We start from the raw sequence: 16104 nt of genomic DNA, 5'->3' as shown, positions 1-16104 counted from the left end.
CTACCCTTTAGGCGTCAGCTGGTGGGTTTCGATTGTGATACGTGTTCTTCCACTATCCATATTTTCAATATGCATACCTGCTTCCTCACGGGTACCTTCATATATGATCGTAACACCTTCTGATGTCTCGTAGATCTGCTTACGTTGCTTTTTAGGGAGTGAGTCTGGACGAGAGCGGAAGGTTTGGCCCGCTATACCACTTTCAGCTAAGACCTCTCTAAGAGACTGCATATGCTCTGCTTTCCGCTCAGCATTCTCATCTTTCACAACCGAGTCAAGAAAAGCGTCTGTATCAAAAGTAGCATGGTCGTTGAGGTAATTAAGCGCTCTCTCTCGGTAAGTGTTCACATCTTCGCCCGAAGGCAATTGATCCTGAGGCACATACTTGGCCCATTTACGTACTGCCGTATAAGCAGTACGAGTTAATACCGCATCCTGCTGACGTTCAATCACACCAAGGAAAGACTGAAAGTAGTCACTCAATACAGGTTTTTTAACTCGATCAAAAGCTAATACATCCCATGCAAACTGCGCTGAAGGATCAATCAAGGCGCTCTTTTGTATCGCGCGTTTGTTTTCATTGAGAGAATTGGGAATTTCATTTACAACAGCAACTCGACGACCGTCTATCTCTTTGTAGCTGTAAGCAAACGACTCCTGCTGATCCATCTTCACTAAGAAGGCTAATTGCTGCCAATCATGGGCATTAGTCAAGTACCTTACTACCGAAACAATGAATACGCCTGCAGACATTTGCCCACGGTGGAGGCGAGCAAATTCTTGAGTCATCAGGTAGGAGAGCTCAATGAAACCAGCTCGGTCATCAATAAGCTGATGGCTCTGCTCACATAGGTTTACTACATCAGAATTAAAAATGTATTGCGTACCTTCAGCGATGTCTCTCAACCTATCAAGGAAGAAGGTTTTTTGTTTATCTTGTAGCAGCACCTCGTCGAGCTTTATCACCTTCCCGGGAGCATCAGGATCAATGATATGAAATATGAAGTCGATAATTTCCAGAGAGTTACGTTGCGACTGATTCAGTACTCCGTCTAATGGTTGTCCTGCCATGTTTGATCCCTTGTGCTCTGTTATTTAAAAATATGGCTTGCAGCAAATACTCCACCTGCTGGTTAACACGGCCAATTAAAGCGATTCATTCATTACCCCCTAACCAGCACCGTCCATGCCCTGATCATCGGGCTAGCTACTGCCTAGGTAACAGAAGCAATAATCATGGGCTAGTGCTCCCTCAGCCACTCCACATGGTTGAGAGGTTTTGGCAAAAAGATCACGCAACGCGACTGACAGATAACAAATCCAATATGCCAAATTAACTTAACTAATGATGTAAGCCTTTCGCTATACTTTTTGAAAGAGATCGCTACGTCATCTAGCCTTTCCCCCTAGCTTAGTACCATTGACACAATAAAATAATTCACATTATGCAGCCCTTTGGGCATATTTAACGGGCGACTGCACTAGGCCTTAAAAGTCTGCCGCCCACACAACTGTAAAAGCCTTCTCTACCCTGGCGGGTGGATCAGCCCCACCACGCTGACCAAAATCAGTACGGCTCCCAGCACGCGGAAGAACAGCCCGGTGTCTGTTTTCAGCATGTAGCGGTGGGCTTTTTCGCCTAGCAAATGACCGATAAATGCGCAGGGCAGTAGCCATAGTTGATGAATCAGCTGGAGGTCGACGTCGGCGATGATGAACGACGCCATTTTGATCACCACCAGGATAAACCAGAGCACGAACATGGTGTCGCGCAGCTGCTCTTTAGCGACGTGAGTGGCGAACACCGCGACAATTAGCGGTGCGCCAATCAATGAGGTGCCGCTGACATAGCCACCGAGAGCAAGCAGCACAACATCAACATATTTGTTGTTGCTTCTAAACGGCTTATTCAGCACATAGCCAATGGCATAAATGATCACAATGCCGAAAATGATGTTGGTCATGATCTGTGTGGGCAGCGTTAACAGCCCCACCACCCCGATCAACTTAGGCACAATCATAATTTTCAGGGCTTTGGTTAAATAGCCCCAATCGATATTACTTTCCGGCGACGTACTTCCCACGCCCGCTTTCTGCACTTGACGATGACCGTTCCAGGCAATCCAACTGGAAAAAATCAGCAGATGAATCGCCACAATCGGCAGGAAGACCAGCGGCTCGTTTACCACCAGCAGCAGAAAAGGCAGCGCCAGCACGGCGCCGCCAAAACCAAGGCTAGTGCGAACAAAACCGCTCCAAGCAAAAATAAGTCCGATGAGAAGGTAGTGGTACCAGAGTAAATCTGTCATTGCTCGTGCAGGGCCTTTAAGAAGATGCTTGGTTGGTTAGCCCCCACCAGCGTGGCAGCAATGCGCGCACCTTGGTTTGGGCAAAACGGTCGTCCATTAATATCACAACCCCTTCATCCTCGGGGCTGCGAATCACCCTTCCAGCGGCTTGCACCACTTTGATCATACCGGGTATGCGGTAGGTGTAATCATCGCCCTGGCCAAAGCGGACGCTCAGGCGGGCTTTCAGCGCTTCGTTAAAGTCGTTAAACGGCGGCAGGCCCAAGGTAGCAATAAACGCGCCGATTAAACGTTCGCCAGGAAGGTCGATGCCTTCAGCGAAAGCACCGCCTAGCACTGCAAAGCCGATTCCCTTACCACCTGGGGTAAAGCGCGCCAGAAAGGCGTCGCGCTCGGCTTCCTGCATTCCACGGGTTTGGGCAAACATCGGCACGGCGGGGTGTGCATGCTGAAACTGCGTTATCACCTGCTCCAAATAAGCGAAGCTGCTAAAAAACGCCAGATAGTGGCCAGGTTGACGCTGATACTGATCGGCCAGGGCTTCCACAATAGGCGCTACAGAGGCCTCACGGTGATGATAGCGAGTAGAAATATCGGCTCGAATACGTACTTCCAGCTGGCGTGCGGCAAACGGTGAGGCCACTTCCCGCCACACACTGCTTTCCGGTAACCCGAGTAAATCGCGGTAGTAGTGAAACGGGGTCAGCGTGGCCGAAAACAGTACAGCACTGCTGGCAGCCTTGAAGCGTGCCGCCAGAAAATCCGCCGGAATAACATTGCGCAGCCCTAGCACTGCGTCGCCTCGGCCATAACTGGCAAGGTCGCATAGTGAGTGGTCACCAAACCGCTCCGCCAAACGGCAGAAGGTCAATGCGTCAAACAGCAGCTCTTGAAGCTCAATGCTTGAGGCGTCGGGGTGTTCAACCAAATAATCGGTGATCGCGCCAGCCAAGGTTTGCATCGCGGCCACCAGCTTGTTGGGCAGCGCATCAAGTAAATGGTAACGCTGTGACGCCGCTGCATCGGTGGTGACTTCCTTCGTTAGCGCCTGCCACTGCCTACCGACACGGGCTAGCGGTTTAGCAAGCGCGGGAGGTGAGCGGCGACGCAGACGGCTCAAGCGCTGCTGGGAAAGCTCAGCACTGTACATGCCCCGCGCCCGCTCAACCAAGTTGTGCGCTTCATCTATCAGCAGGCCTACTCGCCAGTCGTTGGCTTGGGCCAAACCATGCAGCAGCGCATGACCATCAAACCAGTGATTCACATCGCCCACGACTACGTCGGCCCAGCGGGCTAGTTCCTGGCCTAGATAATACGGGCACACACTGTGGGCAAGCGCCACCTCACGCAGTCCGTCACGATCTAGCCAGCGACGTGCCACCGCGGCTTGGCGAGCGGCCGGCAAGCGGTCATAAAAACCTGCTGCCAACGGGCAAGCATCGCCTTGGCAGGCGGTGCCTGGGTACTCGCAGGCTTTTTGTCTGGCCACCAGTTCCAACACGCGCAGCGGCGATGCGAGTGCAGGCGATGAGAGGGAAGATGAAATAGGAGGTGATGCAGTAGGAGGTGATGAACTGGAGGTAGCAAGACGTGCCAACGCATCCAGCGCTACACGGCGGCCCGGGGTTTTCATGGTCAGAAAGGCCACCCTATCCAACTGCTGACGGGGCATTGCAGTCAGCATCGGAAATAGCGTGCCAAGGGTTTTGCCAATGCCAGTAGGGGCTTGGGCCAGCAGGCAGCGCCCGGTGCTGGCGGCTTTATAAACATCTTCCGCCAGCGGGCGCTGCCCAGGGCGGAAATCAGGATAGGGAAACGTCAGCATCGCCAGCCACTTATCGCGGCGCTGGCGATGGGCAGACTCCTGCTCTGCCCAGGCCAAAAAGCGTTGGCAGTGATCGGTAAAAAACGCCTGCAGCTCAGTGGCGCTAGCTTCGTGGGTAAGCAGCGTTTCCTGACCGCTGCTAATCTCCAGATACACTAACACCAGCGTGACCCGCTCAAGGCCTCGCTCGGCACACAGCAGCGCGCCGTATATTTTCACCTGCGCCCAGTGCAACGCCCGCTGATTAGCCGCCATGCGATCTAGATTGCCACGATAGGTTTTGACCTCTTCCAAACGGTTAGCATTGGGATCAAAGCCGTCAGCGCGGCCTGCCACGCGAAGCCCCTGATACTCACCGGAAAGCGGCAGTTCGGCTAGGTAATCCTCGCCCCGGCGGCTAGCCACTAACCCATGCCCTTCGATACCTTCCTGAGCGCTGGGTGCTGGCGTAAAGCGGTGATCAAGGTCGCCCTCCCGTGCGGTAAAGTCACAGAGCGTGCGCACCGCCACCCGGTAACGGCTCATTCGGCATCTTCTCGCTCAGACTCTTCTCGTTCAGGCCCTTCTGATTGAGACCCTGCTGGTTCAGATGCTGGCTGCCAGCGCACATGACATACTTCAACGGGCATACCATGGCGGCAAAAGAAGTTGATCCAGCGGCGTTGGTTATCTTGTAGACGATCCCCCGGCCCTTTCACTTCTATCATTTTGTAGCGTGGTTCGCCGGGCGGTGCATCCGGCATCAACTGAATCAGGTCAGGTAGGCCTGCACGGTTATGTTTAAGGTCATCTAATAGCCGCATAAAACAGGCACGCAAATGGGCAGGCGGCAAGCACTTAAGCGCAAGCGTTAACAGCTCTTCACTGACGATTCCCCAGTGAACAAAGGGCGAGGCGATGCCCTGCTTGGCGTGCCACATGCGAAGGATCGTGTCCTGATAGCGACCATCGTCCAGCTGGGCCAGGCAGGCGGTAATATCAACTTGGCGCTGAGAGACAAAATCCTCGCGGTATAAATCCGCTGGCCCGCTGTGAAACGGGTGAAAAAACGCGCCCGGCAGGGGTTTAAAAATAGCCGGCCAAAGCAGTAAGCCAAACAGCCCCGTCAGCAGACTATTTTCAACGTAATACACTGGCGCATTAGGGGTCGCCATGTCGTCAGCAACAGCGCGCTCTACCGGCTGTGGTCCGGATAAATGAAGCACATAGGTAGGCACCTGGGTCGCTTGTTGATCAGGCCCAGTCGAGCGCTCAACCTGCTGATGTAACTTACGTGCCAAGCGCGGTAACAACCGCATAAGTGCTTGGCTCTCGGCTTCGTTTGGCTGCGCATCCAGCGCGCTGATTGTGAGCTCATAGGCATCTGAATAACGGCCCAGACGCTCTAACACGCGCAACCTGCGAATACGCGCATCGCTGTTATTGGCGTCAGCGTAAAGTGTTAACGCTAACTCTGCGTCACCGCCACGCTCGGCCACGCGGCCAATGGCAAGCAATAGCCGCGCCCGCCGAGAGGCTAACCAACGGTTGCTGGAAGCAGGTGGCACCTGTGTGGAAAGCGCTTGCGGCAGCTCGCCGTCGTCCAAGCGTTCGCGCAAGCGGTGAAGCGTTAAGTAAGTAGTCACGTCAGAGCGGCTTTGGAACGCGCGCGACTTCGCGGTAAGCGATACCTGCTCAAAGCGCTGCAGGCCCAGCTCCGTTAGCACAAACTCTGCCCAGTCCTGGCGCAGATTGCCGAAAAACATCAGCCGAAGCCGATCGCAAAGCGCCATCACCGTTAGCCGCACAATCTGCGTCGTCGCCGTTGGCCACCACTGTTGAAGGGGGGCGGACACTTCTAGCGACGCTTCCAAAGCTGCTTGAAGCGCAGCTTTAGTGCTGTTGCGTGCTAGACCTGCGTTGGTAATTTCGCCTGCCAATGCCTGGCGCAGTTCACTCAATCGCAATAGTCGAAACAGCTCGCGGCTGCTTAACTGCGGCGCATTGTCTACCCAACCAAGCACCACCAACGGAGCCAAGGCCTGCTCAGCGTCACCGATTTCCGCATAGGTCAGTTTGTCCAGGCGAAACAACTCCCCTTTGCGCATCACCATGCGCACCAATAGCGCCTGGGAGGCTTGGGGTAACGTCTCAAAATGGCCAATAGCGTCGCGCTCGGAAGCGCTTAGTAGATCGTGATGGCGGGCTTCTACCCACGCCAGTACATAACGAAAATTCGTCAGGTAATAGAAAGGGTCATCTAAGGAGGCGGTCGCTGACGCGACAGGAGCACTGTTCATTTATCCATTATAGCAGTGCTTGATGAAGCAGGTTAACCCACCCGGTGTTGATAAAGTACGTCCAGCGCATCGTCATCGGCAGCAGGAGATGATGCCTTTGATTGCACAACGGGCTTGCGGCCGCCCACCAGCACATACCATTCCGCTTCTGTCAGATAGTGTTGGCACCAGCGGCTTAAGCCAGCGGCCACATCATCGCGAATTCGTTCGCCGCTACGGAAAGCCTGGGCGAGATAAAGCAAGTCCTGGCGAGCAGTACGGGCACGGGCGTTGCCGCCGTGCACTTTGGAAAGTGGGCAGCGTCGATCATAGGCCGCATTGGTTAATGCATTTAACCAACGTTCCAATTCATGCGCCTGAATACCGCCGTAAACTGCCACACTGCACTCCATGCTGAATGGTGATTGAATTTTGATGGGCTCCGCCCATTAGCACTTGCTAAAAAGGGCATTAGATTGCCCGATTGTGGTGCAACTGTCATCTTCGGGTTGTTCCTGGCCCCCAGACATAGCCTAAGCCAAGACGTAACGCCCTATGCCAGTACTATACCTGCTAATCGAGCGAAATTGTTTTTAAACGTCAGTAATTCATTAGTGTCTCTTTCGCTTTGTGTTTAAGCGACGCCAGCACTTTAGACTCATGCCATTCTGGGCGATAAACAATGCCAAAACCAAACGATAACGCAGGCATAAAAGGCAGCACCTTGACATGGTCGTGGCGCGACAGTTGATCTTTCGCGGTAATCGGGTTCATCACCGTGACACCCACCTCGTTAGCCACCAACGCACTAATGGTACCGATATTAGCTTCCGTTTTACCTGAGATTTTAACACCGTGCTCGGCGACAAGTTCCAGCAGTGGATTCGTGCTGACACTTGGCTGGTTGCTGATCACTAAATGTTGACCACGTAAATCACTGACTTCAACCACGTCACGCGTGGCTAGTTCAAGCTTGTCAGGCACCAGCGCCACGGCTTCTGTCATCAGCAGTGTTTCTGTTAAGAGCTGAGGAGACGTCGCTGGCAATGTGATAAAGCCGATATCCGCATGGCTTGATTCCACCGCCGTTTGTACATCGTGGCTCGACATCATATCCAGACTAATACTTATCCGGCTGTTTTCAGCCAGTAACGCAGCCACTACCTGAGGCACAAAGCCAAAACATAGCCCGGGAATCGCGGCAATTCTCAAGCGTGATGTACCAAACTCCTTTAGCGCCAGCACACTATGGCGTAGCTCTTCAATATTGCCCATCAGCCTGAGAATCTCATCGTACAGTTCTCGTGCTTCAGGCGTTGCCAGCAAGCGGTTTTTTTCACGTAGAAAGAGCTGGATCCCCAGGTTCTCTTCAAGCTGCGCCAGCGAACGACTCACTCCCGATTGCGTCATGCCAAGCAGGCGTGCCGTCCCTGAAGCGCTACCTACTTCATACAGCGTCTTGAAAGTTGCTAATGCTTTCAACGAGTTAATGGTGACTTCAGGCATGACTTTTACTCATTGATATTCGAAAAACGATCATATATTGAAATATAGTAACAAGCCTACCTAGACTGCAAGGGAGATTTTTCACCACACCATAAAAAAACGGAAAACGTGATGACCGACTCTCCGCTGTTCTACCAGGCAGGCCCTGCCCTGCCGGAAGTCAGCCACGCTGATGGCGTTATGCTTTGGGATACCCAGGGCAAGGATTATCTGGATGGCTGCTCTGGGGCTATCTCCTGCAACCTTGGTCATGGTCGACAGGATATTCGTGACGCCATGCTCGCCCAGATGGATAAGGTGGCCTTCACCTACCGCACCCAGTTTGAAAGCGCCCCCGCCGTTGCGCTTGGTCATCGGCTGGTCGAGCTATTTGAGGGTGAACTCGGCAAGGTGTTTTTCATCTCCAGCGGCTCCGAGGCGGTGGAGTCGGCTCTCAAGCTGGCGAGGCAATACTTTTTCGCCCTTGGCCAGCCTCAGCGCCAGCGCTTTGTATCGCTGCGTCCGTCTTATCATGGCAGCACCATGGGGGCACTGGGCATGACCGGCTATCAGCCGCTGGAAGCGCCGTTCACCAGCATGACCCATGCGTCTATCAAAGTACCGGGGCCGGATTTCTATCGTCATCAGGAGTGTGATGATGACACTCACGTTGACCGCATCCTGGCAGAGACCCGCGCCGCCATGGAAGCCGCTGGTCCTGACTCACTGATTGGTTTTGTCATCGAGCCAATCGGCGGTGCCAGCACCGGTGCACGGCTATTAGGCAAACGCTACCTGCAAGGCATTCGTGCCTTGTGCGATGAATTCGGCTGCTTGCTGATTGCCGATGAAGTACTCACCGGCGTGGGCCGAACTGGCACTTGGTTTGCCTGCCAGCATTACGATGTGGTGCCGGACATTCTGGTCACCGCCAAGGGGCTGGGCGCGGGCTACTACCCGATTGGCGCGATGCTCGCCCGCAGCGCTATCGTCGAAACGGTCATGGCCAGCGGAGGGTTCCAACACGGTCACACCTATGCTGGCAACCCGTTAGCCTGTGCCACCGGCCTAGCCGTGCTTGAGGCCATTGTGCGCGAAGATTTACTGAACAACACCCGCCAGCGCGGCGCTCAGCTGGAAGCTGGGCTTCGCAGGCTTGCCGAGCGCTACGACTGGATCGGCCATGTGCGCGGCGCTGGCCTGTTATGGGGCATCGAGCTCGTCGCCGATGGCGCGTCGCGCCAGCCTTTCCCTGCTGAGCAAAACCGCTTTGCCCAAATCACTGCATTGGCCAAACAGGAAGGTCTTCTGATCTATCCCCGCCGCACTCTGGATGGTATCGCGGGTGATCACTTCCTGGTTTGCCCGCCGTTAACCATTCAGGCCCAAGAAGTCGACGTTCTGCTGGAACGTTTAGCACGCGCCATGGCGCGTTTTGATCAAGCGCTTACCACGCCGCCTTCTGCACTACATACACACCCCATCAGTGAGAGCTAAACGCCATGACGCTGCTGAACCACAAAGTCTGTGATATTGACGTGGCCATCGCCGATATTCCTGATGGCGCGACCATCATGGTCGGCGGCTTTGGCTCGCCAGGCACGCCGTTTGCGTTGCTTGACGCCCTTCTCGCCAGCGGCCAACGCAACCTAACGCTGATTAAAAACGATGCCAATGAGCCTGGCATCGGGATTGGCAAGCTGATTGAGGCGGGCCGCGTAAAACGCCTGATCACCTCTCATTTAGGCCTCAACCGAACGGCCATTGACGCCATGAATGCTGGCGAGATGGAGGTCATTTTTCATCCTCAGGGGCTGTTGGCTGAAAAAATCCGCTGTGCAGGCGTTGGCCATGGCGGCTTTCTGACCGATATCGGGATAGGGACGGAAATTGCTGAAGGCCGTCAGGAAATCAATATCGAAGGTTGCACCTGGGCCATTGAACCTGCTTTACAGGCTGATGTTGCTCTCATTCACGCTGAGCGGGCCGACCGTTACGGCAACCTGATCTATCGCGCCACGGCCAGCAATTTCAATCCCTTAATGGCCATGGCTGCCGAGCGGGTCATTGCCCAAACCTACCAGATCGACGAACCCGGCGACCTGCCTATCGACACCATTCACACGCCCTGTGCTTTTATCGGTCATGTGGTGCAGGTCGACCGCGCGTCCAGCCAGCAAGGAGTTCGCCCACATGCTCTCTGATCAGCAACGCATGCTGACCCGCGCCGCCCGTGAAGTCATCGATGGCCAGATCGTCAATCTGGGCATCGGGCTGCCAACACGGCTGTTCCACTACCTGCCTGATGACATGAATGTCCTGGTGCATTCCGAAAACGGCGTGTTGGGCTGCCGCCCCCGCCAAGAAGGCGAAGCACCCGATATCGACATGATTGATTCCGGCGGCGCCTATATCACCACCCGCCCAGGGGCCAGCGTGTTCGATAGCGCCACCTCGTTCGCCATGATCCGCCGCAGCCGCGTGGACGTGACCTTCATGGGCGCTTTTGAGGTGGACCAGGAGGGCAACCTGGCCAACTGGAAAATTCCCGGCAAGTTCTCACCCGGCATTGGCGGTGCCATGGAGCTGGCCCAGAAAGTGGCCCGGCTGGTAGTGCTGTGTTCGCATAACGACAAGCACGGCAACCCCAAGGTGCTGACCCGCTGCCAACTCCCCCTGACCGCCAGCCGCTGTATTTCCCGCATTATCACCGAGAAAGCGGTGATGGATGTGACGCCAGAAGGGCTTGAAGTCGTGGAAATCGCCGAAGGGCTGAGCGTTGAAGCGCTGCGTGAGGCGACTGACGCCACCCTGCTGATCGATGAATCACGTTTAGGGAGATTCTGATGCTCAACGCCACCGAACAACGCATTATCGCCTGCTGCAATGCCTTGATGGACGACACGATAGAGCTCACCAGTGATCTGGTGCGGGGCTACAGCGTCATCGGCCAGGAACGGAGCGCGCTGGACACCATGGAGCGCCACCTTGAACGCCTGGGCCTGCCAGTGACCCGCGTGCCATTGGATGCCCCCGGCTTTGAGGAGCACCCCCATCGTGCTCCCACCGAATGGCCCAGTACTGGCCGCTACAATGTCATTTCAGACCTTAACCCCGGCGCGCCAGGGCCGCACCTGGTATTCAACGGGCATTTGGATGTAGTGCCTGCCGAGCCTGTCGATATGTGGACCCGCCCCCCCTGGGAGCCCTGGCAAAAAGACGGCTGGCTCTATGGCCGTGGCGCGGGTGATATGAAGGCGGGCATTGCTGCCATGGTAATGGCGGTTGAGGCCGTGCGTCAGGCGGGGGTAGAGATCAACTTTCCGCTCACCCTACAAACCGTCATTGAAGAAGAATGCACCGGCAACGGTGCGCTGGCCTGCCTGCATCAAGGTTTTAGCGGTGATTTCGTACTGATACCGGAACCTTTCGGCGCTCAGATCTACGCTGGCCAAGTGGGTGTGCTGTGGTTCCGGATGCGCCTGGATGGCGTGCCCGCCCATGTGCTTGACCCCAGCGCAGGGCGCAATGCGATTGAAGCCCTACAGGACTACCTACCCGCACTGAAAGCCCTGGAAGCGGAAATGAATGAGCTTCCCCGGCCTGCGCTGTACGTCGACCACCCTCACCCGTTCAACCTGAGCGTTGGCCGCGTGGATGCGGGCAACTGGGCCTCCAGCGTACCGGCCCACGCCATTCTGGAAGGCCGCGTTGGCTTCCCGCCCGGCATGTCACCAGAGGAGGCCATGCAGCGGGTCCGCGACACCCTGATGGTCCGCCACGCTGAGCTTGACGACGCCACACCGCCACCCACGATCAGCTTCCATGGCTTTCGTTCCGAAGGGCATGTGGTCGATCTCGATACCCCGGGCATCCGGCTTCTCTCGGAGTGCCACGAAGCACTGCTCGGCGAACCACCTGCCCACTATCTATCCACCTGCACCACTGACCTGAGGGCCTTCCACGTTTCCGGTGAGATCAACGGCACCTGCTATGGCCCGATTGCCCAGCGCATTCACGGCGTGGATGAGTGCGTCAACATCGACTCTATCCGCCACGTGCTGACCACCTATGCCCTGTTCATCCATCGCTGGGCGCGCATGGCAGACAGCCAAGAGACTCCTTCATGAGAGACGTTTATCTCGCCGACTATGCGCGCAGCGCCTTCAGCCGCGCGCACCCCCGCAAACCCGAGGTCGATGCCTGGGCCGATACCCGCAGCGATGCTCTACTGGCCAGCGTGCTCGATGGCTTATTAGCACGTAGCGGCGTTGACGGCGCGGTGGTAGAAGACCTGAGCATTGGCTGCGCCCTGCCAGTAAAAGAGCAGTGGAGCTTTGGTGGGCGTTACCCCTTGTGGCTTGCCCAGCGGCTGGGAGCACATGGCCAGGGCTGCGCAACCCGCCAAATTGATCAGCAATGTGGCTCTGGCCTTGCCGCGCTGCGCAGCACCGCACGGGAGATTCAGACGGGCGCGGTTGAGGTTGGCATGGCCGGTGGCGTGGAAAACATGACCCGTGTGCCCATGGGCCCGGCACTGTTTAAGGAAGGTGTGCTGACCAGCCCTCAAGCACTGCAAAAAGCCGACTGGCTGGCGCTGGATGTGGTGCTCAACATGGGGCTGACCGCCGAACGGCTGGCCAAAGCAGCCGGTATTTCGCGCGAGGCGATGGATACCCTCGCCCTCAGTTCCCACCAGCGTGCCGCCAAGGCCAACGCAGCAGGTCACTTCGACGCTGAGCGTTTGACCCTAAACAACGCGGCGGGCGAACCGATCAGCGCGGACAGCAATATCCGCGCGGATACCAGCGCTGAGCGCCTGGCAGGGCTGGATCCGGTATTTATGCAAGGCGGCGTAGTGACCGCAGGCAACAGCTCGCCGCTAACCTCGGGTGCTGCTGCCACGCTACTGATGTCTGAATCTGCCCTACGCCAACACGGCATTAGTCCCTTGGCGCGTGTTGTGGCCATCGCCGACTGCGGCGTCAAGCCAGAGGAGATGGGGGCCGGAGCCGCCGCCGCTATTCGACGCGCACTGAAACAGGCCCAGCTGACACCACAGGATATCGGCGTATGGGAAATCAATGAAGCCTTCGCCGCAGTGCCGCTGCATGCCATGGGTGAACTTTCGATTGACCCTGAAAACGTCAATATCTGGGGCGGCGCTATGGCGCTGGGGCACCCGTTAGGCGCAACCGGCATTCGCCTCGCAGGCACCCTTGGCCGACTTCTTCAATCCCGCCAGCAGCGCTACGGCTGCGCGGCGGCCTGTATTGGCGGCGGACAAGGCATCGCCATCATTTTAGAACGCTAAGACAACTGGACGCCGTTTAACCAAACGGCAAATAACACTAACTCCTTATAAGGAGAACAATAATGTCGACGACAACGTCAACAACAACGAACGACGAAAACAAACGACCCTCGTTTTGGGGCGCCATCATTGGCATCGGTTTCTTATGCTTCATGATGTTTGCGCAGATCTTTTTACTTGGTGAAGATTGGGTCACCCATATCTCGCTGATCTTTGCCATTGTGGTCTGCGCCATCATCGCGCTGTATTCCGGCTTCAGCTGGCAGGATGTTCAGAAAGGCATCTTGTATGGCTGCGAAATCGCCATGCTACCCATGCTGATCTTGATGATGGTCGGTGTGCTAGTTGCCAGCTGGATTGCCTCCGGCACAATTCCCTCTCTGATTTATTATGGCCTTCAACTGATCAATCCCTCCTATTTTCTGGTCACGGCCGTCATCGTGTGTGCTGTTGCATCACTGGTCACCGGCAGCTCATGGACCACTGCCGCCACCTTCGGCGTTGCCTTTATCGGCATCGGCAGCGGGCTAGGCATTTCACCAGCAATGACAGCAGGCGCAGTTATTTCCGGCGCTATCTTTGGTGACAAGATTTCACCGGTATCAGACTCCACCAACCTCGCTGCTGGGGTTGCCGAGGCCAACCTGTTCGACCACATCCGTTCGATGTTCTACACCACCGGCCCTGCGCTAATCATTACCATTATTCTGTTCTTTTTTATCGGTATGCAGTTTGACGGCGAAGGCGCTGATATTTCCCGCACCGCTGAACTGCTAGCAGGCATCAGCGATAATTTCTCAGTGGGGCTGCTCGCCTTCTTGCCGCCACTGGTGGTGGTTGTTTTGGCCTATCGGCGCATCAACGCCCTGGCAGTCATGGTCATTGGCAGCCTATTAGGGGCGGGACTTGCTGTCGCCACTCAAGGCGTCGGACTGGGCAGCATGATGAATTACATGAACTACGGCTATGTATCGGAAACCGGTGTTGAAGCCGTTGATAGCCTATTAAGTCGTGGTGGTTTGCAAGGCATGATGTGGACGATCTCGCTGGGCTTTATCGGGCTTAGCCTGGGCGGCCTACTAGAGAAAACCCGGATGCTCGAAGTGTTATTGGAAAAGATGGGCAAACTGGTCAGTAATTCACGCGGGCTAATCGTTACCCACGTTGTCTCATCATTAGCCACCAACCTGTTCTCGGCCAGCCAGTATATTGCCATTATTATTCCAGGGCGCATGTTCGTACCCGCCTACCGCAAGCTAAAGATTCTGCCATCGGTATGCTCGCGCACCTGTGAAGACTCGGCCACGGTGACCTCACCGCTGGTTCCTTGGGGGCTAGGCGGTGCTTACTACATGGGCGTACTCGGCGTGTCCGCGTGGGATTACATGGGTTGGACCTTCCTCGCCATTATCACCCCCGTGATTGCCATTGTGTATGGCCTGTTCAATATCTGCATTTGGCGTGAAGGCGAGCGTAACGACGTCAACACCTACAATCCTCCATACACCGAACGTCTGCCGCAAGCCGAGCTAGCGAAGTAGATCGCCACCTATCAGACCAACACGTGGCCAGAGGCGGCCACTTTGTCGCCTCGCACCACCGCCTATCAACCTGAGGGCACGCAACATGTATAAGAATATTCTAATCACCACGGCGGCAGACAATAACTCCAATGTGCTGCAAAAAATCGACGTGGCACGCAAGCTGGCAGACGCGGACAGCACCATACAGATCATTTCGGTGATGGAGCGTATTCCCCCTTATATCGCTCCATCACTGCCTAGTGATTACCGCGAAACCACTGCGCAGCGCATTAAGGACGGTATTCGTAAGAAAATTGGCGACGAAAGCTACGAGATTCATGTTGTGGAAGGCAATGCCGCCCATCAGGTGGTCAAGTTTGCCAAACGCAACGGCGTCGACTGCATCATTATTTCCTCTAACCGCCCCGGCTTCCCTGACCACTTTATGGGCTCCACCGCCTTAAATGTTGTGCGCCAGGCAGTGTGTACTGTCACGGTAGTTCGGTAGATACGGTCATTCGGTCAACTGCAAAAGTTACCTATCCAACGCCGAGCTGGAAAAATCGCTAATCGGCCACTGAGTGGCCCATTCCCGTTTTCGACTTGGCGTTTGGCGCTTCAGCGCATATTCAGCGCGGCTGGCCTCGGCACGATCTGCGAAAGGTTGCGCGCCGAGCAGTGCTATCGGTGGATTCGCTCGGGTATAGCGGGCACCTTTACCATCGCAGTGCGCTTGGTAACGTTTCGCTAGGTTATTGGTAATTCCCACATAGGTGCCACGCTTGCACTCAAGTAAGTAAAGGAACCATTGGGTATCGGTATTTATACTACTCACCGCAACAACTCTTTATTTTTCGACCGCTACCACATAGGCAGCGCTCGTTTCGCCGTGGTTTAAGGCGCTCGATGGTCGGCACGCCATCCACATACCACCAGCGCCCATCTTCAAACACAAACCGTGAGTTTTCTTCCAGCACATGCCAGCGGTTTTGTTCACGGAAATAAGCCAAAAAATGTACCGTGCCCTGCCCTTCTTTTGCTGGCGATGCCGCCACAATCGTGAGTGCTTTCCACTGGGCGCCTGGGTCAGGCTGCAGCTGCGCTGGCCGCGTTGATGCGTGCCAAGTAGTGAGTAAGTAGTCGTGGCTATTCAACGCAAATGCCGTATAACGTGAACGCATTAGCGCTTCAGGCGTCGGTGCCGTTGCACCTTGATGATAAGGTTGGCAACACGCCGTGAATGCAGCGCCACTGCCGCACGGGCAGTTGCTTGACGTTGAGGCTGGCGTTGAAAGCGTCATATTGAAGACTCTGTATTCTTTGGTTTATAGACTTGGTATACGTTTTGTTTCGGTATTGGCAAAGAGTTAGGTATAGTACCAGAGCTACA

The 16104-nt window shown here is 55.5% G+C and carries 15 protein-coding genes; 7 read left to right on the top strand and 8 right to left on the bottom strand.

Annotation, left to right across the window (positions count from 1 at the left end; all coding sequences use genetic code 11):
* From B6A39_RS01335 to B6A39_RS01310, 6 genes are all read right to left on the bottom strand, one after another.
* A complete protein-coding gene (locus B6A39_RS01335) occupies window positions 1-1071 on the bottom strand; it encodes a nucleoid-associated protein (protein WP_083000583.1) in 1071 nt (356 codons plus the stop codon).
* A gap of 455 nt (window positions 1072-1526) precedes the next feature.
* Complete coding sequence (locus tag B6A39_RS01330; protein ID WP_083000580.1) at window positions 1527-2309, bottom strand: sulfite exporter TauE/SafE family protein; 783 nt, start codon at window positions 2307-2309, stop codon at window positions 1527-1529.
* A 16-nt stretch (window positions 2310-2325) separates the two neighbouring features.
* Window positions 2326-4659: an ATP-dependent DNA helicase gene (locus B6A39_RS01325; RefSeq protein ID WP_083000571.1), complete on the bottom strand. Its 2334-nt coding sequence runs from the start codon at window positions 4657-4659 to the stop codon at window positions 2326-2328.
* Window positions 4656-6413 (bottom strand): VRR-NUC domain-containing protein, encoded by a 1758-nt coding sequence (locus tag B6A39_RS01320; protein WP_083000569.1) that lies wholly within the window; start codon window positions 6411-6413, stop codon window positions 4656-4658. Before B6A39_RS01320 ends, B6A39_RS01325 begins: the two co-directional genes overlap by 4 nt.
* A gap of 32 nt (window positions 6414-6445) precedes the next feature.
* Complete coding sequence (locus tag B6A39_RS01315; RefSeq protein WP_083000567.1) at window positions 6446-6793, bottom strand: hypothetical protein; 348 nt, start codon at window positions 6791-6793, stop codon at window positions 6446-6448.
* Window positions 6794-6992: 199 nt separating this feature from the next.
* Window positions 6993-7898 carry a LysR family transcriptional regulator gene (locus tag B6A39_RS01310; RefSeq protein ID WP_083000564.1) on the bottom strand — a complete coding sequence of 302 codons (906 nt, stop codon included), beginning with the start codon at window positions 7896-7898 and terminating at the stop codon, window positions 6993-6995.
* A gap of 111 nt (window positions 7899-8009) precedes the next feature.
* On the opposite strand from B6A39_RS01310, the gene B6A39_RS01305 reads away from it, so the two are divergent.
* The 7 genes from B6A39_RS01305 to B6A39_RS01275 all read left to right on the top strand — a co-directional run bounded on the left by B6A39_RS01305 (window position 8010) and on the right by B6A39_RS01275 (window position 15222).
* Window positions 8010-9374 carry an aminotransferase family protein gene (locus B6A39_RS01305; protein WP_083000562.1) on the top strand — a complete coding sequence of 455 codons (1365 nt, stop codon included), beginning with the start codon at window positions 8010-8012 and terminating at the stop codon, window positions 9372-9374.
* Between the two features lie 5 nt (window positions 9375-9379).
* Entirely contained in the window at window positions 9380-10081 is a 702-nt protein-coding gene (locus B6A39_RS01300) for a CoA transferase subunit A (RefSeq protein WP_083000559.1), read from the top strand.
* Window positions 10071-10724 (top strand): 3-oxoacid CoA-transferase subunit B, encoded by a 654-nt coding sequence (locus B6A39_RS01295; protein ID WP_083000557.1) that lies wholly within the window; start codon window positions 10071-10073, stop codon window positions 10722-10724. The genes B6A39_RS01300 and B6A39_RS01295 overlap by 11 nt, the downstream gene beginning before the upstream one ends.
* Window positions 10724-12007 (top strand): ArgE/DapE family deacylase, encoded by a 1284-nt coding sequence (locus B6A39_RS01290; RefSeq protein WP_083000555.1) that lies wholly within the window; start codon window positions 10724-10726, stop codon window positions 12005-12007. The genes B6A39_RS01295 and B6A39_RS01290 overlap by 1 nt, the downstream gene beginning before the upstream one ends.
* Window positions 12004-13191 (top strand): acetyl-CoA C-acyltransferase, encoded by a 1188-nt coding sequence (locus tag B6A39_RS01285; protein ID WP_083000553.1) that lies wholly within the window; start codon window positions 12004-12006, stop codon window positions 13189-13191. The genes B6A39_RS01290 and B6A39_RS01285 overlap by 4 nt, the downstream gene beginning before the upstream one ends.
* A 62-nt stretch (window positions 13192-13253) precedes the next feature.
* Window positions 13254-14732 (top strand): Na+/H+ antiporter NhaC, encoded by a 1479-nt coding sequence (gene nhaC, locus B6A39_RS01280; RefSeq protein ID WP_083000551.1) that lies wholly within the window; start codon window positions 13254-13256, stop codon window positions 14730-14732.
* Between the two features lie 85 nt (window positions 14733-14817).
* Window positions 14818-15222, top strand: coding sequence for a universal stress protein (locus B6A39_RS01275; RefSeq protein ID WP_083000548.1), 405 nt, complete (start codon window positions 14818-14820; stop codon window positions 15220-15222).
* A 27-nt stretch (window positions 15223-15249) separates the two neighbouring features.
* On the opposite strand, the gene B6A39_RS01270 is transcribed toward B6A39_RS01275, so the two are convergent.
* Window positions 15250-15549, bottom strand: coding sequence for a GIY-YIG nuclease family protein (locus B6A39_RS01270; RefSeq protein WP_083000546.1), 300 nt, complete (start codon window positions 15547-15549; stop codon window positions 15250-15252).
* Window positions 15542-16015: a YchJ family protein gene (locus B6A39_RS01265; RefSeq protein ID WP_083000544.1), complete on the bottom strand. Its 474-nt coding sequence runs from the start codon at window positions 16013-16015 to the stop codon at window positions 15542-15544. The genes B6A39_RS01270 and B6A39_RS01265 overlap by 8 nt, the downstream gene beginning before the upstream one ends.
* Between the last annotated feature and the right edge of the window lie 89 nt (window positions 16016-16104).

This window comes from Halomonas sp. GT (assembly GCF_002082565.1).
GTDB lineage: Bacteria > Pseudomonadota > Gammaproteobacteria > Pseudomonadales > Halomonadaceae > Vreelandella.
The sequence above is the reverse complement of the archived record's forward strand: the minus strand, read 5'-3'. Positions and strand labels throughout refer to the sequence as shown.

Coding starts and splice junctions, on each gene's coding strand:
- B6A39_RS01300 (WP_083000559.1), top strand. CDS start 9,380: ATGACGCTGCTGAACCACAAAGTCTGTGATATTGACGTGGCCATCGCC.
- B6A39_RS01285 (WP_083000553.1), top strand. CDS start 12,004: ATGAGAGACGTTTATCTCGCCGACTATGCGCGCAGCGCCTTCAGCCGC.
- B6A39_RS01310 (WP_083000564.1), bottom strand. CDS start 7,898: ATGCCTGAAGTCACCATTAACTCGTTGAAAGCATTAGCAACTTTCAAG.
- B6A39_RS01330 (WP_083000580.1), bottom strand. CDS start 2,309: ATGACAGATTTACTCTGGTACCACTACCTTCTCATCGGACTTATTTTT.
- B6A39_RS01295 (WP_083000557.1), top strand. CDS start 10,071: ATGCTCTCTGATCAGCAACGCATGCTGACCCGCGCCGCCCGTGAAGTC.
- B6A39_RS01305 (WP_083000562.1), top strand. CDS start 8,010: ATGACCGACTCTCCGCTGTTCTACCAGGCAGGCCCTGCCCTGCCGGAA.
- B6A39_RS01325 (WP_083000571.1), bottom strand. CDS start 4,659: ATGAGCCGTTACCGGGTGGCGGTGCGCACGCTCTGTGACTTTACCGCA.
- nhaC (WP_083000551.1), top strand. CDS start 13,254: ATGTCGACGACAACGTCAACAACAACGAACGACGAAAACAAACGACCC.
- B6A39_RS01265 (WP_083000544.1), bottom strand. CDS start 16,015: ATGACGCTTTCAACGCCAGCCTCAACGTCAAGCAACTGCCCGTGCGGC.
- B6A39_RS01275 (WP_083000548.1), top strand. CDS start 14,818: ATGTATAAGAATATTCTAATCACCACGGCGGCAGACAATAACTCCAAT.
- B6A39_RS01320 (WP_083000569.1), bottom strand. CDS start 6,413: ATGAACAGTGCTCCTGTCGCGTCAGCGACCGCCTCCTTAGATGACCCT.
- B6A39_RS01335 (WP_083000583.1), bottom strand. CDS start 1,071: ATGGCAGGACAACCATTAGACGGAGTACTGAATCAGTCGCAACGTAAC.
- B6A39_RS01290 (WP_083000555.1), top strand. CDS start 10,724: ATGCTCAACGCCACCGAACAACGCATTATCGCCTGCTGCAATGCCTTG.